Genomic DNA, 26230 nt, shown 5'->3' on the forward strand with positions numbered 1-26230 from the left:
CATCGGACAAGCACATGTCCAACGCCAAAAGCTGTGAAGTTGGCAACCAAAACTTAAAATGATCAAGGTTGAGTTGACCACGGTTAAGAGTCCGCGACAAAGAAAGCCAGATCACAGCGATGATGCAGCCTTTTGTGAAACCAGGCTTTGAGTGTTGAACATCCAACAACGTTGAAGCATCGAGGCTTGCTAGTTTTCAGCGACTTTGAAACCACGGAACTTTCAACACTTTCTACCAAATATTCATTAGGCTAAAACACAGAACCAAATCGGGCAACTTGAACGCTAAAAGCTGCATGTTCAGAGCAACTAATCTTAGATTTTGATAATTTTCCGCTTCAAGAAGCTAACGCCCTGTTAAGGGGTGAGCAACGCAATACCGAAGCCGCCGCATACCACCTTAACCACTAAATTCAACGCATAGTAAAAATGCCACGCGTTGCGAATCCCTCTTGAACAGTTTGTTAGTTTGCAAACCCAAAGCGTTGATTTTACGTCATTTTAAATTTTGAAAACAATAAGCTTTATGTGCTTTGATGCATTTAAGTCAGGCTTAGTCTCAAAGCGGCAACTCAATGAAACCACTTGGAACAAACAACGCCGCAGAAAACGAACTAACAACACCAAAAAGCGCTTTTGGAAAACCAATCTCACAATGCGGACTTTCAACAAAGCCACTGAAACCACATGAACTTACAACACCAGAGAAAACGCTATTTCAGCGAGTAGATCGGCTTTTGTACCAACAAACTCAACGAGCAGAGTTTCAGCAAAAAAGTTCGACTCAGGTAAACCAAAAGTCGCCGCACCAAAGAACAAATCAACCGTTGAAACGATGCCAATTTTGAATTTTCACCACGCTAGTTAACACTGAAATTGAACGCCGATACGACAATTTCAACTTTGAGCTTTTACCACTAGATCTTGCGATATAGCTGCGTTTTTCCTCTTGCAAACTAACGCCGCGTTAAGGGGTGCAGGCACGCAATACAAAAGCTACCGCACAGCGACTTAATCACCGAACCCAACGCAAACCGAAAATGCCACGCGTGCCAAATCCCACTTAAACGCTTTGTTATGCTTAAGCTTCAATGGGTTACGTTTTTCTGGAAACAAGATTAACTCGACTTTGATTCAGAAACAAAAGCCAAAACGTAGAAAACCGAAATGAATCATAGTTTTGATAATCAGGCTCGGAATTTTGGCAAATCTGGTTTGAAGTTTAAAAATCTAAAAATGGATTTCTGATTGAGCTAACCGCCCTAACCTCACGCTTGCCCGAGAATTGAATGAGGCAATTCTCTGAATTTCCAGCGCCAAAGAATAAGTGTCCGAAAAACAGCGCTCAAGAAAGCCGGCTTGCCGACAAACACAAAACAGAAAAGCCGAGGGAACAAAGGAAAACCATAAACCACTGATTTTACGTGATTAAGCATAACGCCCGCCTAAGGGGCTGGCAACGCATAACACTAAACTCAAACACAACAACCATAACCACCGCGGCTCATTGGGACTGGAAACGCCACGCGTTGACAGTCCCTCTTGAGGCGTTTGTTAGGTGTTTTTCGCTGCATACACTTTTAGATGTATTTTTGCTGCGGATTCAGGGCTCAAACCACGTAGTTCAGTTGAACGACTACTTCCATCAGGCAGATAAACTTCTAAAGTATCTCCATTAACTGTGTATGTTGCAGTGATTATTTCACCATTATGCTCAATTGAGACATTCTCATCCATGCGGTTATCCTCTCTTTTTAATAAATGATATTCACAGTAACGAATTGCCTTAGAAGCACTAGGCACTCCATTCTTCATATTTTTGGGTGCCATAACCCTAGTGTTATTACTCGTTGTCTGAATTTCATAAATAAGTTTGGATATTAATAATCGAAGATCAAGATCTTGTGCTTGTACGTGAACTCTATTTAACTTATTACAAATAATCACTTTTGAGGCACACATACCTAGAGCTTCCAGTACCTCTAGATGTTCATTCGGCTTCATCATAACTCCATTAACACCTAACGCTTTCTAGACAACCGCATCCATCTTTTATTGGCAGTCTACCGCTGCCTATCAAATAGACCACTGAGTGCATATTAGCATACATCTTTTCCAAATCAGCATGTTAGATCTCATAGCAATAACAAGTCTGAATTAATATACAACTTCTATCTTATTAGTTTCTTGACATCAAGAAAACACACCAATACTGTATATAAAAACAGCCATTTAGATAAGAGAGAAAATGAAATCACAATTCTTATTAAGTATCAGTGAACATATGCAAACTCGATTTTATGCAAAGAAGACTATTGAGGCCTACTTACATTGGATTACACGTTACATTTATTTCCACAATAAAAAACATCCTAGCCTTATGGGAGATAAGGAGGTTGAACTGTTTTTGACTCACTTAGCAGTAAACGGTAATGTCGCGGCCAAAACTCAGTCACTGGCATTAAATTCATTGAGTTTCCTTTATAAAGAAATTCTTAAGATGCCACTTTCTCTTGAGATCCGCTTTCAACGATCACAACTAGAACGAAAATTACCTGTTGTTCTGACTAGGGACGAAATTCGACGTTTACTTGATGTCGTTGACCCTAAATATCAGCTACCTGCAAAGTTGCTCTACGGTTCTGGTTTACGCTTGATGGAGTGTATTCGCTTAAGAATTCAGGACATTGATTTTGATTATGGCGCCATCAGAATATGGCAAGGGAAAGGTGGGAAAAATCGTACTGTCACTTTAGCGAAAGAACTCTATCCCCATCTTAAAGAGCAAATTGCTTTGGCAAAGCGCTATTACGATAGAGATCTGCACCAGAAAAATTACGGCGGGGTTTGGTTGCCAACAGCCTTAAAAGAAAAATACCCAAATGCACCTTATGAATTTCGTTGGCACTATCTTTTTCCGTCCTTTCAGTTATCTCTAGATCCGGAATCCGATGTGATGCGCCGACATCATATGAATGAAACGGTACTCCAAAGAACAGTGCGAAGATCTGCGCAGGAGGCAGGCATTGAGAAAACCGTCACTTGCCATACTCTCAGACATTCGTTTGCGACCCATTTGCTTGAGGTGGGTGCTGATATACGTACCGTACAAGAACAATTGGGTCATACCGATGTGAAAACAACGCAGATTTATACTCACGTGCTTGATAGGGGGGCCAGTGGTGTATTAAGTCCGTTATCGCGCTTATAGCGGGAGGGTTTTGATAAATGGTTAAATTTCAGATAGAAAAAAAGGAGCATAAATGCTCCTTTTCTTAATAACACGCTATTACAGAGCGCCTTTCGCCTTTTCAACTAGAACAGCGAATGCTGCTTTGTCGAATACTGCGATATCAGCAAGGATCTTACGATCGATCTCGATAGATGCTTTCTTCAGACCGTTGATGAAACGGCTGTAAGACAGACCATTTTGACGAGCCGCAGCGTTGATACGTGCAATCCACAGTTGACGGAATTGACGTTTCTTAGCGCGACGGTCACGGTAAGCGTATTGACCAGCTTTAATAACTGCTTGGAACGCTACACGATAAACACGTGAACGTGCACCGTAGTAACCTTTAGCTTGTTTTAAAACTTTCTTATGACGTGCACGAGCTTGTACACCACGTTTTACGCGAGGCATTATGTCTCTCCTAAACTAAACGAATATTAAACTAAAAAGAATTAAGCGTATGGAAGCATACGTGCTACAGCAGCCAGTTCGCACTTAGGCAGAATGGCGTTTGGACGCAGCTGACGCTTGTTCTTAGTAGTACGCTTAGTCAGGATGTGACGTTTAGTAGCGTGCTTGTACTTAATACCACCAGCAGTTTTCTTGAAACGCTTAGCAGCACCTTTGTTGTTTTTCATCTTAGGCATGATGAATAACTCCGCATTGTAGTAGTTAAATAACAGTGTAATTAGGGCGAATAAAACCCAGCCGCCTTTCAACGGCTAGGTTCATTACTTGTAATGCCGTTAATTACTTCTTTTTAGGGGCTAACACCATGATCATCTGGCGTGCTTCAATTTTGGTCGGGAAAGATTCAACCACTGCGAATTCGTCAGTGTCCTCTTTCAGTCGATTCAAAACGTCTACACCGATGTCTTGGTGAGCCATCTCTCGGCCACGGAAGCGAATAGTTACTTTCACTTTGTTGCCTTCTTCAAGGAAACGGATCAGGTTGCGTAGTTTTACCTGATAGTCTCCGATATCAGTTCCAGGACGGAATTTAAGTTCCTTAATCTGGATCTGCTTTTGCTTCTTCTTCTGCTCTTTTGTAGCCTTGCTCTTCTCAAAGAGGAACTTGCCATAGTCCATCACACGACAGACTGGTGGCTCGGCGTTAGGGCTGATCTCAACGAGATCCAAACCAGATTCTTCTGCTGTAGCCAGTGCTTCTTGGATCGAAACGACACCTACAGACTCACCGTCTGCGCCAGTTAAACGAACTTCACGAACGCCACGAATTTCACCGTTTAAACGGTGCTGGTTTTGCTTGACCGGAACTTGGCCACGTCTTCCGCCTTTAATAGTTTATTCCTCCAGATTAAGCTTACGGCTTACAATCTCAGCTTGGATATGTTTAATAAAATCATCCAATTTAAATTTACCAAGATCTTTACCTTTACGTGTACGTACTGCGATTTCACCAGCTTCCATCTCTTGGTCGCCACAAACCAACATGTACGGAACACGCTTCAAAGTGTGTTCGCGGATTTTAAAGCCTATTTTCTCATTTCTCAAGTCTGCTTTTGCTCGAATACCACATTTTTGTAGCTTTTGAGCGACTTCATGAGCATAGTCGGCTTGTTTATCCGTAATATTTACAACAACAGCCTGCTCTGGCGCCAACCAAGTTGGGAAGAATCCTGCGTATTCTTCAATAAGAATACCGATGAAGCGCTCAAGTGAACCCAAAATCGCACGGTGGATCATCACCGGAATTAAGCGTTCATTGCTTTCACCAACGTAAGTTGCACCTAAACGTGTAGGCAAGTTGAAATCGAGCTGCACTGTACCACATTGCCACGCACGATCTAAACAGTCGTAGAGTGTAAACTCAATTTTAGGACCATAGAACGCACCTTCGCCTTCCTGAATTTCAAATGGGATTTCCATTGCCTTCAGAGAATCGATCAGCGCTTGTTCTGATTTATCCCAAATTTCATCGCTACCCACACGCTTTTCTGGGCGAGTAGAAAGCTTCACCACGATGTTTTGGAAACCAAAAGTCGTGTAGGTATCATACACCATCTTGATGCACGATGTTACTTCTTGCTGAATTTGGTCTTCAGTACAGAAGATATGCGCGTCATCTTGAGTAAACCCACGCACACGCATGATGCCGTGTAGTGAACCTGATGGCTCGTTACGATGACATGAACCAAACTCTGCCATGCGCAGTGGAAGATCACGGTAAGATTTCAAACCTTGGTTGAAAATCTGGATGTGACCCGGACAGTTCATCGGCTTGATCGCGTATTCACGGTTTTCTGATGAAGTCGTGAACATCGCATCTGCATATTTATCCCAGTGACCAGAACGCTCCCAAAGCACGCGATCCATCATCAATGGACCTTTTACTTCTTGGTAACCGTATTCGTTCAATTTTTGACGAATAAAGATTTCCAGATCACGGAAGATAGACCAACCGTTGTGGTGCCAGAACACCATGCCCGGTGCTTCTTGCTGCATATGGAACAGATCAAGTTGCTTACCGATTTTACGATGGTCACGCTTTGCAGCTTCTTCAAGGCGAGTTAAATGCGCTTGCAGAGCTTTCTTATCATGGAACGCTGTACCGTAGATACGTTGCAGCATTTTGTTATCGCTGTTACCGCGCCAGTATGCACCAGCAACGTTCAACAATTTGAAGTTTTGACAAAAGCCCATGTGCGGTACGTGTGGACCACGACACATGTCGATGTATTCTTCATGATGGTAAAGACCTGGGCGATCATCTCGCGCCACGTTTTCATCCAGAATTTCCATCTTGTAGCTTTCACCGCGCGATTCAAAGGTATCGCGTGCTTCCTGCCAGCTCACTTTCTTTTTGACAACCGCGTATTTGGTTTTCGCTAACTCAACCATGCGAGCTTCGATTTTCTCAAGATCTTCTTGAGAGAGAGACTGCTCGAGATCGATGTCGTAGTAAAAACCGCTGTCGATGGTTGGACCGATCGCCATTTTCGCATTCGGGTAAAGTTGCTTAAGCGCGTGGCCAAGCAAGTGCGCACATGAGTGACGCACGATTTCCAAACCATCTACTTCATCTTTAGTAGTGATGATTTCTAGGCTGGCATCGTGTTCAATCAGATCGCAAGCATCAACGCGAGCACCATTCACACGACCAGCAATAGTGGCTTTCGCAAGACCAGGGCCGATAGATTGGGCAACTTCGAGAGTAGATACTGGGTTGTCAAAATGACGCTGACTACCGTCAGGAAGAGTAATAATAGGCATGTATTATCCTTACAGTGGTGTTGCACACCAAGCAACACTTGTGTGAAAAAATTACGCTTTAAATTCATTTTGTAATAAATAGCGGCGTAACGAGTTCAAAAAATTCGGTACAAATTTTGGCGCAAATACGGATGCACCAGCTTAAGTACGTCGCAGCATCATAAACCAATGTGCTGAAATGACAACCGCTTTCTCGGTCAGCTCAGGCTGCAAATCTAGGTTTCAAAAAGCACAAAGGAAGGTTTCCCTTCCTTTGGTAAGCTGACCTCTTTCATAAGAGCGACACTGATTAGATTATCCTGCGCGATAATAACGCTGAGGTACAAAAGGCATTTTTTCGACAGTCATCGGCAGCATCTTCCCGCGCACTTCGGCAAACACTTCACAGCCTAAAGCGGCGTGCTCAGTGCTGACATAAGCCATTGAAACTGGTTTGTCGGCCGTTGGGCCTGCAGTTCCGCTGGTCACGACACCAATTTTGTTGCCTTGCGCGTCAAACAGCTCAGTGCCTTCGCGTACTGGTGCTTTGGTTTGTCCGACCAAACCTACGCGTTTACGGCTGACTTGTTTGGTTTCAATCTGGCTGAGAATAATCTCTGCACCGGGGAAGCCGCCTTCACGCGCACCACCTTTGCGGCGCACTGGCTGAATCGCCCACAGCAAGCTTGCTTCCACTGGCGATGTGGTTTGGTCGAGATCGTGTCCATAGAGACACAAACCACACTCCAAACGCAGTGAGTCGCGCGCGCCAAGGCCTATCCACTCCACTTCTTCAAAATTCGTCAGTCTACGAGCCAGTGCAGCCGCTTTATCAGCAGGCACTGAGATTTCGTAACCATCTTCACCAGTGTAACCACTGCGACTGACAATACATTCTGCACCATCGATCTCAAGCAACTGAACATCCATAAACAGCATGTTGGTAACGGCAGGTTGCAAACGTGCGAGCACTTGCGCCGCTTTCGGACCTTGCAGAGCAAGCAGAGCGCGATCTTCGATCACTTCCATCTCAACATCCGCAGGCAAATGCGCTTTTAGATGTGCAATGTCTTGCTCTTTACACGCGGCATTCACCACCACAAACAGATGGTCACCCATGTTGGCCACCATCAAATCATCCATAATGCCACCTTGGGCATTCGTGAAAAACGCATAACGCTGTTTACCGGCTGGGAGATCAATGATGTCAACCGGAACCAAGGTTTCTAATGCGGCAGCGGCTTGAGCTCCGTACAAGCGCAGTTGTCCCATATGAGAAACATCAAACAGACCTGCTGCTTCACGGGTATGTAAATGCTCTTTTCTCACCCCAAGGGCGTATTGCACTGGCATATCGTAGCCTGCAAAAGGCACCATTTTTGCGCCAACCTCAATATGTAACGCATGCAACGGCGTGGTCAGTAAGGTTTCGTGTTGTTGAGTCATTCTTGTTCTCCATATAAGCCAAAGCCGCGCTTCGGGCGCAATGCACAGTGGCGAGATTCCTTTAACGAGGAAACTATGTTTCCAATAATAAACAAGCCGAGCCCGTTTTAGAGGATTCATCGAATTAAAACAGTGCTCACCATCACAGTTAACAACATTGTTAAGAAATGGTTATCAAAAATCACTACAGATCGACTCCACTTTCTCTGTCTCTATAAGCAGATCTTTCGGATAGGAAACACGCTATCTTGCGGTTACCCACAAGATCAGCGCATCTTCGTCACTCACCGAAACTAGCATGTGTCCCATGTTGGCGTCGTAATAAACACTATCCCCTTCCGCCAAATGTACCGGCTCATAAAATTCGCTGTAGAACATCACTTCACCTTCAAGGATCAGCAAAAACTCCTCACCATCGTGACGCACCCAATCGCTGTACTCTTCAAACGCTCTGGCACGCACGCGGCTTTTGAACGGCATCATCTTTTTGTTAGAAAGTTGAGTCGCGAGCAATTCATGTTCATAGGTTTGTGTTGGGTGCGGTTTCCCTGCTTCTTTACGGGTAATATCTCGCCGCCCTGTGGCAACAATTTTCTTCGGCGGTTCAAAGAGTTGCGGCATATCAATCTGCAAACCATGCGCCAATTTTTGCATGGCCTGAAAGGTTGGCGAAATCTGCTCGTTTTCAATTTTGCTCAGTGTAGAGCGAGCGAGTCCAGTACGCTGGCTAGCTTCTTCAAGCGTAATACCTAATCGCGTGCGGATATCTTTGATCCGCTGACCCAGCTTGAGTGGCTCGATGCCTTGTTCGCCCGATTCACGCGCCAAAGTGATGGATGGGTACTCATCATAAATGTCTTCTGACATGCTTTCCCTCTCGTTGTAAAACTTCCTGTGTGCCGAGCATTGTGGCATGAAGCGATTTGTTGATTAAAGAGTACACAAAGAAATAAAGCCACTTTTGCTAAGCAGATCAGAAACCGTGTTTCCTATAGGAAATTTTTGATTGATTGTTCTGCAAGCAAAGAGTATGTTACCGACTTGTTAGATGAAGAGATGCAATCACTCGCGGCTCTGGCTGATTTTTCAGTTTATAACCGCGAGTTTTCGACCCTGCGGATTGGGGTTAGATTGCCAAGGTTTATGGCAATCAAGATTAGGAATGACTCAGCCGATCGCGATAGGTATCGCGATCAGAAAAAGGAGCGATAACCCACCCATATTCGTGCGGTTATCAGATTGGAAGGCCATCTACTATGAATGCAAATCTAAACAAAGCTTATCCCAACGTTAGCCTTGAGAACTTCTTCTCTACTCCGCTGGCGGCAACTAATGATGCGGTCTTTGCCGCCATTCAAGCTGAATACACCCGCCAAAATGAACAGATCGAACTGATTGCCTCTGAAAACATCGTCTCTAAAGCGGTTATGCAGGCACAAGGCACTTGCCTGACCAACAAATACGCCGAAGGTTATCCGGGTCGCCGTTACTACGGCGGTTGTGAACATGTCGACAGCGTAGAGCAGATTGCTATCGAACGCGCCAAAATGCTTTTTCAGTGCCAATACGCAAACGTTCAACCACACTCAGGCGCTCAAGCCAATGGCGCTGTCATGCTTGCTCTGCTGCAACCGGGCGACACCATTATGGGTATGTCGCTGGATGCAGGCGGTCACCTCACCCATGGTGCGCGCCCTGCTCTTTCAGGTAAATGGTTCAATGCGGTGCAATACGGTGTTGATCGTCAAACCCTCGAAATTAACTACGATTCTGTTCGTGCACTGGCGTTAGAACACAAACCAAAAATGATCATCGCAGGCGGCAGTGCCATTCCACGCGTGATTGATTTTTCTAAATTCCGCGCGATTGCTGACGAAATTGGCGCGCTGTTGATGGTTGATATGGCGCACATCGCCGGACTGGTGGCTACCGGTGCACATCCAAGTCCGTTGCCGCATGCTCATGTCGTCACCACTACCACACACAAAACTCTACGTGGCCCACGCGGCGGCATGATTTTGACCAACCACGAAGAGATCAACAAAAAGATTAATTCTGCGGTGTTCCCCGGTTTACAAGGTGGCCCACTGATGCACGTGATTGCCGCTAAAGCAGTGGCATTTGGTGAAGCGCTCGGCCCTGAATTCCGCACTTATATAGATTCGGTGATCGATAACGCAAAAGTGCTGGCCGAAGTGTTGCAAACTCGCGGATGTGACATTGTGACTGGCGGAACAGATACGCATCTGATGCTGGTGGATCTCAGACCTAAAGGTTTGAAAGGCAACCAAGTTGAACAAGCATTAGAGCGTGCAGGGATCACGTGTAACAAAAATGGCATCCCATTTGACGAAGAGAAGCCTATGATTACATCGGGCATTCGTTTAGGTACGCCTGCCGGAACCAGCCGTGGTTTCGGCCGTGAAGAATTCAAACTCATCGGTGAGTGGATTGGGGATGTTCTGGATGGTTTGGTGGCCAACCCAGAAGGCAACTCAGAGGTTGAGCAACAAGTGCGTAAACAAGTTAAAGCGCTGTGCCAACGCTTCCCGCTCTATCAATAGCTTTTTATCAGTACGATATTTTTTGGAGAATACGCAATGGACAAGACACTGAAGTTCACAGAAAGCCATGAATGGGTTCGCGACAACGGTGACGGTACAGTAACCATCGGCATCTCTGAGCACGCCCAAGAAATGCTCGGTGACGTAGTGTTTGTAGAGTTACCTGAAATCGATGCCGAAATTGACGCTGGTGACAGTTTTTCACTGGTTGAGTCGGTGAAAGCCGCTTCTGACATCTACGCCCCAGTGACGGGCGTGGTGATTGAAGTCAACGAAGAGCTACAAAACAGCCCAGAGCTGATTAATGAAGAGCCTTACGATGGCGGTTGGATCGTCAAAGTGAAAATGTCAGATCCAGATGAGTTGAAAGATCTGAAAGACGCTGAAGAGTATCTTGCTTCAATCGAAGAAGACTAAGCGCCACATGCATGAAAAAGCTGCCCTTCAGGCGGCTTTTTTTCAAAGTCACTCACCTCAAATGAGTGATGTTTGATCGCCAAGTGAGTGGTGATTCCACCAAGGTTGTTCGCATGCTCACATGGAAAGAAGGTAAAGGACAATGACAGAATTACTTCACAGCCTAAGCACACAAAATGAGTTCGTTGCACGCCACAACGGGCCGGATAAACAAGAACAAGCCACCATGCTTAAAACGGTGAATGCGGAAAGTTTGGATGCACTTATCGCCCAAACTGTTCCTGCACAGATCCGTTTAGAAGCGCCAATGCAGCTCGCGCCAGCTCAAAGCGAAGCTGACATGCTAGCGACCATTCAATCGTTCGCTAAGCTTAACCAGATTAAACGTACTTTCATTGGTCAGGGTTACTACAACACCTTCACGCCCAACGTCATTTTACGTAACGTGATGGAGAACCCGGGCTGGTACACCGCTTACACCCCTTATCAGCCAGAAATCTCGCAAGGCCGTCTTGAATCACTGCTTAACTATCAGCAGATGGTGATGGATTTAAACGCGATGGAAATTGCGAATGCGTCACTGCTCGATGAAGCCACAGCGGCGGCAGAGGCGATGGCACTGTGCCAACGCGCAGGCAAGAGCAAAAGCAACCTGTTCTTTGTTGCCGATGACGTGCATCCACAAACCATTGAAGTGGTGAAAACCCGCGCCGCATTCCTTGGCTTCGAGGTGAAAGTCGATTCGATTGACAACATCACTCAACAAGAAGCTTTTGGCGCACTGCTGCAATACCCGGGCACTACCGGTGAAGTGCGCGATCTGACTGACATAATCGCCAAAGCACAGGCCAACAAAACCTTAGTCACCGTGGCGACCGATTTGCTCGCCAGCGTGCTCCTCAAACCCGCGGGTGAAATGGGCGCAGATGTGGTGATTGGTTCGGCACAGCGCTTTGGTGTACCTATGGGTTACGGCGGTCCACACGCGGCTTTCATGGCAACACGTGATGCGCATAAACGCACGATGCCGGGACGTGTGATCGGTGTTTCGATCGATGCGAAAGGCAACCAAGCATTGCGTATGGCAATGCAAACCCGTGAGCAGCACATTCGCCGCGAAAAAGCGACCTCAAACATCTGTACCGCGCAAGCGCTGCTGGCCAACATGGCCGCGTTTTATGCGGTGTACCATGGTCCACAAGGTCTACGTACCATTGCGCGCCGCACTCACCACCTCACAGCGATTCTTGCCGCAGGCTTAACCAAAGCAGGTTACGAACTCGCATACCAGCATTTCTTTGATACGCTGGCGATCAATGCAGGCGCGAAAACAGATGCTCTGTACCAAGCCGCGCAACAAGCGGATATCAACCTGCGTAAACTACCTAATCAGCTTGGCGTGAGCTTTGATGAAACCACGACAGTGGCAGACGTTGAAGCGCTATTTGCCATCTTTGGCATTAAAGAAGATGTTCATGCGCTTTCAAACAGCATTGCTGCCAATGAGCTCGCAGCGATTCCAGAAAGTTGCCGTCGCCAAAGCGCGTTTTTGACTCACCCTGTGTTTAACACGCACCACAGTGAAACTCAGATGCTGCGTTATATGAAGCATCTGGAAAACAAAGATTTCTCTCTGACTCACGGCATGATCCCACTAGGCAGTTGCACCATGAAGCTCAACGCCACTGCGGAGATGATCCCTGTCACTTGGCCTGAATTTGGCGCACTGCATCCGTTTATACCGAAAGCACAAGCGGCGGGCTATGCTGCATTGGCTGAAGACCTGAAGCAAAAACTGTGTGAAATTACCGGTTACGATGCTTTCTCATTGCAACCCAACTCAGGGGCTTCCGGTGAATATGCAGGTTTGATTGCGATTCAGCGGTATCACCAAAGCCGTGGCGAAGGCCACCGCAATGTTTGCCTCATTCCAAGCTCAGCACACGGCACCAACCCAGCCACAGCGGCTATGGTGTCGATGAAAGTCGTCGTGGTGAAATGTGATGAAAACGGCAACATTGATATGGTTGACCTTGCAGACAAGATTGAAAAGCACAAAGACAATCTTTCCAGCATCATGATCACCTACCCTTCAACGCATGGTGTGTATGAACAACAAGTGCGTGAAGTGTGTGAAATGGTGCATGCGGCAGGTGGTCAAGTTTACCTTGATGGCGCGAACATGAACGCGCAAGTGGGCTTGACGTCACCGGGCTTTATCGGCTCAGACGTATCACACCTGAACTTGCACAAAACCTTCTGTATTCCACATGGCGGCGGCGGCCCAGGCATGGGACCTATCGGTGTGAAATCGCACCTCGCACCTTTCCTGCCGGGACACATTGAAGGTGGCGTAGAAGGTTCTGATTTCGCAGTTTCCGCAGCCGATCTTGGCAGCGCGTCCATTCTGCCGATCTCTTGGGCCTACATTGCAATGATGGGTGCTGAAGGTTTGGCTGAAGCAACCAAGCTAGCGATTTTGAATGCCAACTATGTGATGGAGCGTCTGCGTCCGCACTACCCGATTCTTTACCGCGGTGCGAATGGTCGAGTGGCGCACGAGTGCATCATCGATATCCGTCCTCTGAAAGAAGAAACCGGGATTAGCGAAGAAGATATTGCGAAGCGCTTGATGGACTACGGCTTCCACGCGCCAACTATGTCATTCCCAGTAGCAGGCACTTTAATGGTTGAACCAACGGAATCGGAAGATTTGGCGGAACTGGATCGCTTCTGTGATGCATTGATTGCGATTCGTAGCGAGATCAACAAAGTGAAAAATGGCGAATGGCCGCTTGAAAGCAACCCTCTGGTACATGCGCCACATACCCAAGCGGATCTGCGCGAAGAGAATTGGGATCGTCCATACTCACGTGAAATCGCCTGCTTCCCATCGGCACACACCAAAGCCAGCAAATACTGGCCAACGGTGAACCGTGTCGATAACGTGTACGGCGACCGTAACCTAGTCTGCTCATGCCCAAGCATTGACAGTTATCAAGACTAATCGGTAATCCGATTAGTAAAGGCGAGCCATAGTGCTCGCCTTTTTATTTATTTCCTCAACAAACTTTTGAATCAAAGTAGCTGATTTTCAGTAATGAAGTTGGCCAGTTGATCAGCAATGGCTTGATGCTCTGTTGCCGTCGGGTGCCAAATACATCCTTCAAATGGAGAGACAAAGTTCATGCTGTACACTCCTTTTTGCCCTGCTTGGTTTAGCAATGCAATTGCCTCTGCGGTGGCTGGATTTATTTGGTAATAGGGGTAGTCCGGTCTTGGCATGAGTACGATATTAGTCATACCGTAACGATGACGAAGTGCAGTCACGACATCGACCATTTTACTCACCCACGCGTTTTTCACTTCTTCCACCGTCGTCCACGGTTCATGAGGCTGAGGAGGCGTACTGAAATCGTTGGTACCCACTTCAATCACGATCAGATCCGGATGTTTATCTTCAAAATCAGCGGTAAAACCATAAATGGCTGCTGGTTTATCAAGGTAATCCGCCAAGGTGTGGTAAGACTGATTGCCATCCCAGTTACGCACTAAACCTAAACCGGAGAACGACACTTGGGTCAAGCTCGCCTGCAGTGCTTGGCTAGTTTTGTAGGGGAAGGCCAGTCGAGCATTGGAAGTCGCTACAATTTCATCATAAGTACAGTCGCGCTTGTTAGACTCACTGGCAAACCCGGCACTGATCGAGTCACCGATGAAGAGAATATGCGGTTCACGACGCCATTCACCTTCGAGATAACCTTGATAATCAAAGGAAATAAACTGGCTGAGTTCCGTGTAATTTTCTGTACGTTTTACCAGCTCGATAACCACTGGATTGGGCTGTGTCTGTTGATAAAGTGTAAACGTTTGGGGCGTATTCCCAACATTCGTCACTATGGTTTGATGTAGTTGACCATCCACCAACACATCAAATCGGTCCCCCTTGCCAAGCAAAGAAACGGAGAGTTCGGTACCCACTAAACGGGTTTTAACACTGCTGCCAGGCCAGTTCATTTTTACCGTTCCGGCTACGTAATCATTGATATGCCGGCCTTCATACTGCAATGCGTAATACGTTGCGGGAACGGTATCGGCCATACTCGTGGCACTTACCAGCAGTGCACCAAGACAACTAAGTCGCTTAAGCATAAATCTTCCTTTATTGTGTTTTGTCTACAGAGGCTCGCCTAGTTGCCCAATTAGGCAGGCGATTTTTGGTCGTTGAACAAGCATGCTCAACACCACATCAATAAAGACTGATCATTGAAATTATTGTGGGAGTGAAATGAGAGATTTTGGTCAGATTTCTCATGAAACCACTCTGTACAAACAGGTCAGTTACAGGATTCTCTGTTCCGCATCATCAATCCAGACAGGGCGTGATGCCACGAAATAAACTTCATAAAAGCACAACCAAACCGACATGATTCTTTCAAAGAGAAGATTTAGATTTGTTCGTACACTAATGAGTAAACTAGTGTGCATGTTTTAGGCTTTCTCGTCCTATTTAACTCGCTATAACCAATTCAGCGCCCATTACGGGCGCTTTTTTTTACGGTGTGATTCGGACCGTTCACCGTTTAATCCGCACTGACAACTAACCGCGCATTATGAGGTTGCACTGGGCGATTGTTATGGCCCATGACCGAAATTAAACCTTGCTCTTGTTGCTCTGAAAGCACGGAGGGTTCATTAAGTACAATCCAACGCACTCCTTCGCTACAAGGTGGCGTTGTCAGTGAACCATTGAAGCGGTAATAATTTTTTGATGCCGGGATCCACTTATCCAATGGCAATGAATGGACTAGCTCAACCTTGCTGCCTTTACTTGGCATATTGGCAGTGAAACTACTCAACATAGGGTTTTCTGATCCTACTTCATACATCACAGCCACCACAGCGAGGTTGCCTTGCTCGTCCGCGTGAACGAAGTGCGCTTCCAGCGGGAACTGCTTCCCATTAAGTAGGTTCTCTGAAGGTGTATGCAGATGGAATTGCTTGAGTTGGAACGTGTTACCATCCACTTGCAACTGGTTATTACCACTGACTTCCGCTTGCAGTGTGTGCCCGTTATTGAGTAACCCGACCACTTGGCCTTGATAGTTTAATGCGAAAGGCGGCAGATCTGCTTCAACGCTTTGGGTCACATCAATTGGGCTCTGATTCTTCCCTTCTGCACACAAGGGCGCAATTTTCCCCCAATGCTCTGGCCCATGTTCACCTTCATACCCCCATTCGGATGCTTGTGCACCAAAGCCAACACAGGCCGTCACGGCCAATGCCAAGGTCATTCTTTTCATAGTTCCTCGCTTATCTTATTAACATAACAGTGATTTTCTGCTCGGCATCATAAACAAAACGTTGCACATGCCAAGTGTGGCAATGCCCTAAGAACGTGACTCTGGAAGCCTGTTCACTCCTGCATGCAATGAGTGAGGGAGTTGACGAAGATTGACTGGCGCTCTATCAAAAACGCTTTACAATGTCGCCTCTTATTGACAATGAAAAGAGTAACTCCATGGAGCGTGACTACACCTATCAATGCATTCGTGCGATGGATAAAGAAGAACTGACCGAGTTCAGTTTGCGTATTTTGCACCGTTTGATTAGTGAAGATATTTTGCGTGAATTGTACCGCTTTGATGATGAAGAGTTTGAAGGCGAAGAAAAAGCGCACATGGCCCATATTGATGCGATGGTAAAAATGCATGCCATTGCACTGGGTGAGCTTCCATCCATGTTTGAAGGTTCAGATCAAGCTACGCAGAATACTCAGCGTATGAGCCGACTCCTGCTATGGCATTTCTATGCGATCGCCTTTCATCTGGAACAAACGGTAGATTTAGAAACCCATTGTGCGGAAGTCGAAAAACTGATCGCCGCACAACCGGCAAACGCTCTGGCGTGGTCAACTCAACTAACGGAACTTCTGTACCGCTACGCTGAACTATAAACGTAACGACAAAGCGAAAAAGAGAGTAAAAATAGAGCCGTACTCAAACGGCACTATTTGGCAAGATGGGTATATTCAATAACGACTTGATTACCTTCCACATAAACACGTTTGATATCACCATCAACCGTGACTCGGTTTTGCAGATGTACCAATTTTTCACCCGCGCGGGCTTTGCGCTTCAGCGTGGGTAAAACGTTGTGCGGTTCAACATGTAAGTGTTGGCAAAAACGGCTAACAAAAGACATGGAGAGCGGCGCATCGCCTCTGAGTAAATCGGAAAACTCAACCTGACTGACACCAAGGCGCTTGGTCATCTCCATCTGGGTCAGATGCATCTTGGCTTTTTTTGTCATCCAAACATCGTAAAGTGCGTTGCGATCTTCTTGGTTCAGTTCCATTACAGCCTCTCCTCCTCGTTGTTGCGAATGGCAAGCAGAATGCCAGAATTTTTTGTGCGGCGTGTCAATCTGATGTGAGTTTGCGATGTGTATTGATCATCTCACTACAAACTGAGATCAAACTCCCAGTTTGTAGTGAGAATTTTATCGATAGACTTAGAAACTGCGATTAAAACCAACTCGCAAATAGCAGTTTGAACCAGTCAAACAGACGTTTAAAGATTCCACCTTGCTCAACGGACTCCTGGCTACGAGCTTAGCTTCACCCACTTTTTCTTCGCCGATGTAGTAAAGAATCGCCCCCACGACATCACCTTTGGCAACCGGCGCTTCTAACGTTTTATCAAGCTGAATAACGGCATTCAGCTTTTTTACATCATTACGCGGCAAAGTCAGATAAACAGTATCTGCACTGCCCAATGCCACTTCATTTTTATCGCCATACCAGATCCGTTGGCTTTGGATAACACTCTCTTTTTGATGTGGGCTCACGGTTTCAAAAAAGCGAAAACCGTAGCTGAGAAGCTGCTTACTTTCTGCTTCACGAATTTTGACGCTTTTAGATCCCATCACGACTGAAATTAAGCGCATTTCACCACTGGTAGCTGAACTAGCCAAGCTGTAGCCTGCCCCACTGGTATAGCCTGTTTTCATACCATCCACATTCATGCTGCGATCACGCAATAACCCGTTACGGTTATGTTGTGTGATGCCGTTATAGGTGAATGAAAGCTCACTGTAGAGTGGGTAGATTTCCGGTAAATCACGGATAATGGCTTGCCCTAATAGCGCGATATCATAAGGTGTGCTGTACAAATTTGAGTTATCGAGCCCATGTGGATTGGCGAATGAACTGTTGTTCATGCCCAATTGCTGAGCCCAAGAATTCATTAGGCTCACAAAAGCACTTTCAGAACCCGCAACATGCTCGGCAATCGCCACACTCGCGTCATTACCCGATTGCACAATCAAGCCACGGTAGAGATCCATCAAATTGACGTAACTGCCCACTTCAATGAACATTTTTGATGAATCGGGAAATTTCTTCGCCCAAGCATTATTGCTGATCCGAACTTGGTCTTCTGCATGGATATTGCCACGCTTCATCTCTTGTCCTGCGACATACGCAGTCATCAGCTTGGTTAAGCTGGCTGGATTCAGTTTTTGATGCGCATTACGTTCGACCAGTATTTTTCCGGTGTGATAATCGATTAATACATACCCATTAGCGGCCAACTGCGGCGGCTCAGGAGTAATGGTGAGAGCGGAAAAACCCAGAGTTGGCACAAACGCCATACAAGCCATTGAAAGCCTGAAGAGAAACTTGGTGCTGGTCATAACGTGTCCCCCAATAAATACCAAGCAAGCAGTATAACCAACAAAGAATTTAGCACAGCTTCTCTTTACCAACTCTTACAGTTGATACTTGAGAACTTACAATGTGTTACATACCTCAGGCTTAGCTCCTGTAATTTCGCCCTCTAGAAATAGAAAAGAGCAGCTCAAGGCTGCTCTTTAAAACGTATTAGCAAAGTCGATGAAATGATTAACGACCTTGGTAAGGATAATCTACACAACCCAGTTTCGCAGAAATGCGTGCCGCCGCTTGATGCAGCTCTTGCACGTATTCGCTCTGTTTTTCTTCCGTGTAACGAATAGTTGGCAAAGAAACACTCATACCAGCCACCACGCGGTTGAAACGATCATAAACCGGTACAGCCAAACAGCGCAGACCCACTTCTTGCTCTTCGTTATCTTCAGCAAAACCTTGCTCTTTAACGATTGGCAGTTCTTTCAACAATGAATCCACATTGCTGTGTGTATTTTCTGTAGATTGAGTGAATTCCACATCCGCCAAAATTTGGCGAACTTCCTCTTCACAACGCTCGGCAAGCAGGACTTTACCAATTGCGGTGGAGTAAAGTGGGTTACGACGCCCGATGCGAGATTGCATACGCAGATTGTATTTAGAATCAATTTTGTGGATGTAGATGATGCCGTCACCATCCAGCGCACCCAAATGTAGTGCTTCCATGGTTAAATCCGAAATTCGGCGCATTTCCACATCGGCTAATTCAACCAAGTCAACGTATTCTAAGGCAGCAGCCCCTAATTCAAACAGTTTCAGCGTCAGTGAATAGTTTTCTGTTTCACCTTCCTGAGAAACATAGCCCAGAGTTTTCATCGTCTGTAAGAAACGGTAAACCGTACTTTTTGACATCATCAAACGTTGAGCTAGGTCACTGATACCAATGTCTTTCTGAGTTGCTAGCGCTTGAAGAATACCAAAGGTTTTCATTACCGATGAAACAGATTCAGGTTGTTTATCAATTGTCATTTTTTATACCTATTACTTAATTCCGGCTTTTGACATGCTCAAATGTGCTGTGACCTACCAAGAACGGCGCAAATTGCCGAACTTTTTTATTTAGCTCAAACAATTCAATACAACTGGTTTCAATGTCAGACGCCAATCTAAAATAATGTTCTACAAAAAAACAGACCCGAATTCGATTTTTTTGTTTTTTTCTCGCCCGAATTAACACAAATTGTGAATTTTACGAGCTTTTGCGACCAAAACGCTTCAAGAACAAATTGATACCTTCTCGAAGCATCACTAGAGTTATGCATCTGGTGATGCATTTACTCCCCTCAAACTTGGTAGTTTTCGACTAACCGGCGTTGTTCCGTAGAAACGGTATGAATGATCGTTTCACTTTCATCCAACGACTGTAGGCAAGCCATACTATTCTGTGCGCTATGCTTAATCGCATCCACCTGTTGGGCAATGCTACGGCTACTTTGCTGTTGTTGTGTGGTCGCAACCGAAATGTCTTCCGCCAGATGCGCTGCTTTCTGTATGCCATCTTTCACTTCTGTTACGGCATCCAGTGCCAGCTTCGAATTACTCGTTGCTTGGTTCATGCTCTGTTGGCATTCGCGAATGAGTTCCACGGTTAAATGAACACTATTATGCAATGACTGAATAACGCTCTGAATTTCCAAGGTTGATTGTGATGTATGGCTTGAAAGCTTACGCACCTCATCCGCAACTACCGCAAACCCACGCCCGTATTGACCCGCACGAGCTGCTTCAATTGCGGCATTAAGAGCAAGAAGGTTGGTTTGGTTGGCAATATCTTCTATCACGACTAGGGCTTTGCGAATCGAATTCGCATTGGCCACCAACAAGTCAATCTGCACCCCAGTTTCATCCAGTAAACGCGAAGTATCCGAGACATATTGATCATTCCTCTCAATATGCTGATAACCCGTTTCTGACTCTGCCACCGCAACCGCCATTTGTTGGCGTGAGTTTTCCGCCTTGGATGCCATATCTTGGTTAACTTGCAGCATTTGGTCGGTTAACGTGGCGACTTTATGCAGAAGCTCATCTTGCTTTTCAACCGCCTGCAAGACATCCCCAGTATAAGTTCGGTTACGCTCCACGACATCGCTCAAACGATGTGATGATTCCCTTAACTGACTCAATAACCCATATTGCAGTTGGCGAACGGATTCTAAATGGCTGCCTAACACGGCAATTTCTGCCACCGTGTATTTCGCCTGTGTGCTGGTTAAATCGCGATTGGCCATGGCGTCCAACGCCGATTTTAAATTGCGCATTCCTGCTCGGATCGTGCCCGAGGTGGCAAGTACAAGTGACAGTGCTATACAGCCTGCAACACCGATGAAAATCGTCAGTTCAAGAGCGTATCGGTTCTGCCCCTCTTTCATCTGCGTCACATTGTTTTGAATCTCTTCGACTAACGAGCCGCGATAAGTATCCAAGAATCTCACTTGCTGATTTAGCTGCGAGACTAAAGCTTCAGTAATGTTCTGCTCTTGGCGAAACTGTTCCAGTTTACTGCGATGCAGTTGAACAATGCCCGTATCACTAATGACCTGATCTAGCAGAGTTTGCAAACGTTGAATATCCCGTGAGGAAAACTTTTTACTCCGAGCGTTAAGATCTTGAATGATGGGTTGTAGCTCTTTCCCCAAAGGTCGGCTTTTTTCCAGCATCAAATCCACTTCTTCAATTTGATCGGAATCCAATGCTTTGTCGATGTTAAACACCAGAGAGTCAATGCGGCTGCTCAGGCTTTCCATCATCATGGCTAGATTGAGATCGTTCTCCGTGGCACTCGATACATACACCATGCGTTTGACTCGAGTGACCAGCAAACGGTAGTTCTGGGTTGCTTGTTGTAACTCAGAACTACGCTGTTCACGCTGTTGGAGCAGTTGCAAAAGAACCATCATCTGCTCAACAAATTCTTCTGAGATTTGTGGCGTAAAATCGGGTTTTATCTGCTGTACTTGTTCCAGCTCTTGCTTTACCGAAGTGATGGACGAGAGCCATTGATTTTGTAAGCTTTCAGCATCGAGCTGTGACTTCTCATTCAGGTGTGACATGTCACTGCTTAATTCCGTTAAGGCTTTTTCAAAGCCCGCAAACTCTTCCAGTGTTTTAATGGAATGATTAGCAATAATGTCCAATTGAGAGCTCAAACGCTGGCTTTGCCACAGTGCCGAAGCCCCCAGCATAATGACCACGATAAATAAAAACGCCGTCACTAAGCCAAACCGCCCAACAATAGATAGTCGATTCCAAAATTTCATGCGAACGATCCCACCTAGGTCGCCTCTTATTTAAGGAGGCGAACACATGTTATGAAAACTCAGCCGATTGGATGAAGAGAGCTCTCTTGAGTCTCTTCCACAGTGAACCTGCGACATGCTCCCTTTTTAAGTGACCATGCCGCAGGGTATGCAGACCTACTTCCGATTATGCGCAAGCCGCTTGCGGCGGTAGTTCCGCCACTGGAACCGCAGAGATCAATTGCTTGGTATAGGCTTGCTGAGGATTAAAGATCACTTCATCCACGCTGCCTTGTTCCACAATTTTTCCATGCTGAAGGACAAGTACGCGATCACAAAAGTACTTCACGGTTGCAATGTCATGGGTGATTAAAATAAACGCCGTTCCATAGGTGTTTTGAAACTCAATCAGCAGATCCAGCACTTGTGAACGCAGTGACACATCCAACGCCGCCGTCGCTTCATCGGCAATCACCACTTTCGGGATAGTGACTAACGCACGAGCAATGACGATACGTTGCCGCTGACCGCCAGAAAAGGCGTGTGGGTAACGGCTTGAGAATTCAGGCGGTAAACCAACCCACTTCATGATGTTACGTACACGCTCTTCACGCTGAGTTTTGTTCATTTCGGTACGCAGTTTGACCAATGGCTCTTCGATGATATCGAACACCGTCATTCTTGGGTTCAGTGATGACCACGGATCCTGAAAAATCAAACGCATGTCGGCGAACAGAGGGTCACGAGTCTGCCGTTTGTATTTAGAAAGTTCGATGGTGACTTCACCCTTTTCATCGACATACTGAATCGTACCGGAACTGGCTGGTGACATACCTAAAATGGCTCGACCAAGGGTACTTTTGCCAGAACCAGACTCGCCAACAATGCCCAAGGATTCTCCGGGATAGAGTGTCAGCTCTGCATTATCGACCGCCGTCATCCAGCTCTTTTTCTGGAACATTTTGGCTGGCCTTTCAAAGATTTTGGTGACAGCCTGTAAATCGAGAATTGGCCGATTACTCTTCTCTTTTCGCATCGCATAAGGCACTTTAACCTTGGATGGTTTTTCTAACGCGCGAGTGGCTTCCATCAACTTCTGGGTATATGGGTGTTGTGGGTTTTCAAAAATTTGTCGAACTTCACCACATTCAACCAGTACCCCTTTCTCCATCACCGCGACACGATCCGAAATCTGCGCCACCACGCCAAGATCATGGGTGATAAACAAAATCGCCATGCCAATCTCTTGCTGGAGCTTGTCGAATAAGTGCAGGATTTCCGCTTGGGTGGTCACATCCAACGCAGTCGTCGGTTCATCCGCAATCAAGATATCAGGGCGAGAAGCGATCGCCATGGCAATCACGACCCGTTGGCGTTGCCCGCCAGATAACTCAAACGAATACTTATTAATGAGGCTCTCTGGCTCTGGCATCTGCACTTGGTAAAGCAGCTCAATCGCTCTTTGGTGAGCATTTTCTTTGCTGATGCTTGGCTCTACTAAGCACAACACTTCTTTAATTTGATCGCCAACCGTATGAACTGGGCTTAATGCCGCCATCGGCTCTTGCGATACCAGTGAGAAATTAAAGCGGCGCAATAAACGCATTTCAGCACTGCGAGGATCGATTTGCGCGATGTCGATGGTTTCATTGGTCTCTGTGGTATAGAGGATCTTGCCTGAATCAATTCGACCGGGTCTATCCAACAATTGCATGATGGCCGAAGAAGTCACTGATTTGCCAGAGCCTGATTCACCGATCACAGAGAGCGTTTCACCACGATACAAATCAAACGATACCCCTTTCACCGCATGAAAGTGCTCGGTACTGGTTGGGAAGCTCACATTCAGATCGATGACTTGTAGAATTTTATTACTCATTATTTTGCTCCCTGATCATGGTATGGGTCGCAAGCATCACGCAGACCATCTCCCACAAAGTTCATTGCCAATATCACGACGACAACCGCTACTGCTGGAATCAGTAGCCAAGAGGCATCTGCCAGTGCTCGTATATTTTGTGCCTCTTGCAGTAATACACCCCAACTGACCATCGGAGCTTGCAAGCCTAAGCCCAAGAAGCTGAGTGCGGTTTCACCCAAAATCATCGCTGGGATCGCCAAAGTCACGACCGCAATGATGTGGCTGAGGAAGTTGGGCACCATGTAACGGCGGATGATCTCAAATGGGCTGTTACCATCCAGCCATGCTGCGGCAACATACTCTTCGTTACGCAGTGACATAAATCGGCTGCGTACCACACGAGCCATATCAGGCCATGACACGAGGCCAAGAATAATGGTGATGAGGAAATACTTGGTTAATGAGCTCCACTGTGCCGGTAAGGAGGCTGACAACGCCATCCACAATGGCAATGTCGGGATGGATTTCATAAATTCGATGCTGCGCTGAATAAAGTTATCAATCGCACCACCAAAGTATCCCGAAATACCACCGATCAAGATACCCAGCACAAACGTAGTGAATACCCCCATCAGACCAACCGAGAGCGAGATTCGTGCACCATAAATAAGACGAGACAACATATCACGCCCCATTCGGTCAGAGCCTAAGATGAAGAACGGCTGTTTAGGATCTTTAGGAACAATGAATTTGTAGCTGAAAGGGATGAATCCCAGTAACTCATAGCTTTCTGTTTTTCCGAAGAAAGAAAAATAGGCTTTTTTATCCGGATTCAGATCGTAATATCGTTTCAAGCTGCGAGGATCGGTTTTGCTGGTATACAGATCCAAATGAGGTGCCCAACGCCAACCCGCATCCGTTTGCTCAAACAGGCTAACCGCTTGTGGTGGAGCGTAGGTATAACGACGCCAGTTATCACTCGGTTGAAACGGGGCAAAAAACTCAGCAAACAGAGCAATAAAATACACGATGACTAGAAACCACAAGCTATACCAAGCCAGTTTATGTTGGCGCATTTTCAGGCCAATTAACTGCCACTGAGTCGCCGTTGATAGATCTATCGTTTTCTTTTTACGGCCAAACAGGCGGCCTACCCTTTGAATAGTAGAGGTTGTCATAATTAAAACTCCTTCGCTACGCCAACTCGTACCCGAGGGTCAACCCAGTACAGAAGTAAATCGGAAATTAAAGTACCAATGATGGTCAAGATGGACATGATGAGCAGGACATCACCAGCCACATACATGTCTTGGGCGCGCAGAGAAGCCAGCATCAAGGGGCCCAGAGTAGGAATGTTCATCACCTGGCTGACGATGATGTCAGCACCGAGCAAGGCAGGAAGCATCCAACCTATGGTTGAAACAATCGGCAGAATCGCGATGCGTACTGGGTACTTCAGGATCAGTTTCGCTTCAGTTTGCCCTTTAGCACGCGCGGTTTTCACGTACGGCTTTTTTAGCTCATCAAGCAAGTTGGCACGCATGATACGAATAATGCCGGCCAACCCTGCGGTTCCTACCACCAGTATGTAAATCCAGCTGCGCGAAACGGCATCAAAGAATTTAGCCCAGGACATAGGCTGGTCAAGATAGGCTTCAGAATAAAGGCCAGAAACCACCGTATCGAAGCTGTAATAACCAATCAGCAAAGCAACAATCGCGATAACAAAGTTCGGCGTTGCCATGCCAATAAAACCAAAGATGGTGGCAACGTAATCACCCCAAGAATATTGGCGCAGTGCGGAATACATCCCAATTGGAATGGCAATCAAAAACTGGAACAGGAACACCGCAGCCGCCAGTGACACAGTTGGCCAGATACGAGGTTCAATGGTGTTCCAAACCGGTTGGTTGGTGGTCAGGGAGATACCCAAATCACCTGTCATTAAACCCAGCATCCAGTAAGCGTAGCGTTCAAGCAACGGCTTATCCAAACCATACATTTCGCGCATGGTATAAATCATCTGCGGATCCACGGTTTGCCCCATCGATTGCAACTCAGCAATTTTTGATGAAGCAAAATCTCCGGGTGGAAGATCTATAACGGCGAATACAACAATCGAGACAGCGAAAAGCGTGACAAGTATCGACACCAAACGCTTACCTGCAAACAGAAAAAAACTGCTCATTACTGTTCCTTAATTACGATACGGTAAATCACTAGCAAAATGGCTCATCTTTAATCTCAAGCTTTTGGCCTGTGTTGCGGGCAGTCAGTCGATCAAAGATTTAGCCTCATTCAAGTTCAATTTTATTAGAACGCATAGAATTTAATTTTTAAAACGCTTTTTCATATTTTTGTTGAGTAGATCGTCATCGTTTTTAAGAAGCGTGATCACACCCAGACAATTCACCGTGCAAATGACATGGAAATTTGCATACAAGAAACCAAGGTGATCACAGTAAGCCTAGTACGAACAATCAACGACAGCAGTTATCGCTTAAAAAGGGCAATAAAAAACCCCATCCGAAGATG

At 46.2% G+C, this 26230-nt stretch carries 21 protein-coding genes and 1 pseudogene; 5 read left to right on the plus strand and 17 right to left on the minus strand.

Features of this window, described 5'->3' with window-relative positions:
• Positions 1-169, minus strand: a 169-nt coding sequence (locus tag D908_RS20685) for a DUF645 family protein (protein WP_005526374.1), incomplete at its 3' end; no start/stop codon positions are given.
• A gap of 1385 nt (positions 170-1554) precedes the next feature.
• Complete coding sequence (locus D908_RS04255) at positions 1555-2004, minus strand: hypothetical protein (RefSeq protein WP_005526381.1); 450 nt, start codon at positions 2002-2004, stop codon at positions 1555-1557.
• A 244-nt stretch (positions 2005-2248) separates the two neighbouring features.
• Between D908_RS04255 and intIA the strand changes: the two genes are divergently transcribed.
• Positions 2249-3211, plus strand: coding sequence for an integron integrase IntIA (gene intIA, locus D908_RS04250; RefSeq protein WP_005526384.1), 963 nt, complete (start codon positions 2249-2251; stop codon positions 3209-3211).
• Positions 3212-3289: 78 nt separating this feature from the next.
• On the opposite strand, the gene rplT is transcribed toward intIA, so the two are convergent.
• The 6 genes from rplT to D908_RS04220 all read right to left on the minus strand — a co-directional run bounded on the left by rplT (position 3290) and on the right by D908_RS04220 (position 8758).
• A complete protein-coding gene (gene rplT, locus D908_RS04245; RefSeq protein ID WP_001138366.1) occupies positions 3290-3643 on the minus strand; it encodes a 50S ribosomal protein L20 in 354 nt (117 codons plus the stop codon).
• A 41-nt stretch (positions 3644-3684) separates the two neighbouring features.
• Positions 3685-3879 carry a 50S ribosomal protein L35 gene (rpmI, locus tag D908_RS04240; RefSeq protein WP_001885060.1) on the minus strand — a complete coding sequence of 65 codons (195 nt, stop codon included), beginning with the start codon at positions 3877-3879 and terminating at the stop codon, positions 3685-3687.
• 103 nt (positions 3880-3982) lie between these two features.
• On the minus strand, positions 3983-4534 hold the full coding sequence (infC, locus tag D908_RS04235; RefSeq protein ID WP_080478870.1) for a translation initiation factor IF-3: 552 nt from the start codon (positions 4532-4534) through the stop codon (positions 3983-3985).
• Positions 4535-4537: 3 nt separating this feature from the next.
• Entirely contained in the window at positions 4538-6466 is a 1929-nt protein-coding gene (gene thrS / locus D908_RS04230) for a threonine--tRNA ligase (RefSeq protein WP_005526387.1), read from the minus strand.
• A gap of 294 nt (positions 6467-6760) precedes the next feature.
• The gene (gcvT, locus tag D908_RS04225) at positions 6761-7891 is read right to left on the minus strand and encodes a glycine cleavage system aminomethyltransferase GcvT (protein ID WP_005526389.1); all 1131 of its coding nucleotides are present in this window, start codon (positions 7889-7891) and stop codon (positions 6761-6763) included.
• A 243-nt stretch (positions 7892-8134) separates the two neighbouring features.
• Entirely contained in the window at positions 8135-8758 is a 624-nt protein-coding gene (locus tag D908_RS04220) for a helix-turn-helix domain-containing protein (protein WP_005526390.1), read from the minus strand.
• A gap of 389 nt (positions 8759-9147) precedes the next feature.
• On the opposite strand from D908_RS04220, the gene D908_RS04210 reads away from it, so the two are divergent.
• From D908_RS04210 to gcvP, 3 genes are all read left to right on the plus strand, one after another.
• On the plus strand, positions 9148-10455 hold the full coding sequence (locus tag D908_RS04210; protein WP_005526395.1) for a serine hydroxymethyltransferase: 1308 nt from the start codon (positions 9148-9150) through the stop codon (positions 10453-10455).
• Positions 10456-10491: 36 nt separating this feature from the next.
• Complete coding sequence (gcvH, locus tag D908_RS04205; protein WP_000361813.1) at positions 10492-10872, plus strand: glycine cleavage system protein GcvH; 381 nt, start codon at positions 10492-10494, stop codon at positions 10870-10872.
• 142 nt (positions 10873-11014) lie between these two features.
• A complete protein-coding gene (gene gcvP, locus D908_RS04200) occupies positions 11015-13879 on the plus strand; it encodes an aminomethyl-transferring glycine dehydrogenase (RefSeq protein WP_005526401.1) in 2865 nt (954 codons plus the stop codon).
• Positions 13880-13950: 71 nt separating this feature from the next.
• Here gcvP and D908_RS04195 read toward each other — a convergent pair whose 3' ends face one another.
• The gene (locus tag D908_RS04195) at positions 13951-15024 is read right to left on the minus strand and encodes an SGNH/GDSL hydrolase family protein (protein WP_005526403.1); all 1074 of its coding nucleotides are present in this window, start codon (positions 15022-15024) and stop codon (positions 13951-13953) included.
• Positions 15025-15455: 431 nt separating this feature from the next.
• Positions 15456-16175 carry a carbonic anhydrase gene (locus tag D908_RS04190; protein WP_032467697.1) on the minus strand — a complete coding sequence of 240 codons (720 nt, stop codon included), beginning with the start codon at positions 16173-16175 and terminating at the stop codon, positions 15456-15458.
• Between the two features lie 218 nt (positions 16176-16393).
• Here D908_RS04190 and D908_RS04185 point away from each other — a divergent pair, with 218 nt between their 5' ends.
• On the plus strand, positions 16394-16828 hold the full coding sequence (locus tag D908_RS04185) for a hypothetical protein (protein WP_000439038.1): 435 nt from the start codon (positions 16394-16396) through the stop codon (positions 16826-16828).
• A gap of 53 nt (positions 16829-16881) precedes the next feature.
• Here D908_RS04185 and D908_RS04180 read toward each other — a convergent pair whose 3' ends face one another.
• The 7 genes and pseudogenes from D908_RS04180 to D908_RS04150 form a co-directional block, all read right to left on the minus strand.
• Positions 16882-17229 carry a helix-turn-helix domain-containing protein gene (locus D908_RS04180; protein ID WP_000422466.1) on the minus strand — a complete coding sequence of 116 codons (348 nt, stop codon included), beginning with the start codon at positions 17227-17229 and terminating at the stop codon, positions 16882-16884.
• 169 nt (positions 17230-17398) lie between these two features.
• Positions 17399-18534: pseudogene (locus D908_RS04175) on the minus strand (serine hydrolase).
• 241 nt (positions 18535-18775) lie between these two features.
• Positions 18776-19567: a DNA-binding transcriptional regulator KdgR gene (gene kdgR, locus D908_RS04170; protein ID WP_000151009.1), complete on the minus strand. Its 792-nt coding sequence runs from the start codon at positions 19565-19567 to the stop codon at positions 18776-18778.
• Positions 19568-19881: 314 nt separating this feature from the next.
• The gene (locus D908_RS04165; RefSeq protein ID WP_005526409.1) at positions 19882-21855 is read right to left on the minus strand and encodes a methyl-accepting chemotaxis protein; all 1974 of its coding nucleotides are present in this window, start codon (positions 21853-21855) and stop codon (positions 19882-19884) included.
• Positions 21856-22021: 166 nt separating this feature from the next.
• Positions 22022-23713, minus strand: coding sequence for a dipeptide ABC transporter ATP-binding protein (locus D908_RS04160; protein WP_005526411.1), 1692 nt, complete (start codon positions 23711-23713; stop codon positions 22022-22024).
• The gene (locus D908_RS04155) at positions 23713-24873 is read right to left on the minus strand and encodes an ABC transporter permease (protein ID WP_000213773.1); all 1161 of its coding nucleotides are present in this window, start codon (positions 24871-24873) and stop codon (positions 23713-23715) included. Before D908_RS04155 ends, D908_RS04160 begins: the two co-directional genes overlap by 1 nt.
• Positions 24874-24875: 2 nt before the next feature.
• Positions 24876-25883 (minus strand): ABC transporter permease, encoded by a 1008-nt coding sequence (locus D908_RS04150; RefSeq protein ID WP_000093886.1) that lies wholly within the window; start codon positions 25881-25883, stop codon positions 24876-24878.
• Positions 25884-26230 lie beyond the last annotated feature (347 nt).

It is taken from the genome of Vibrio mimicus CAIM 602 (assembly GCF_000338875.1).
Lineage (GTDB): Bacteria > Pseudomonadota > Gammaproteobacteria > Enterobacterales > Vibrionaceae > Vibrio > Vibrio mimicus.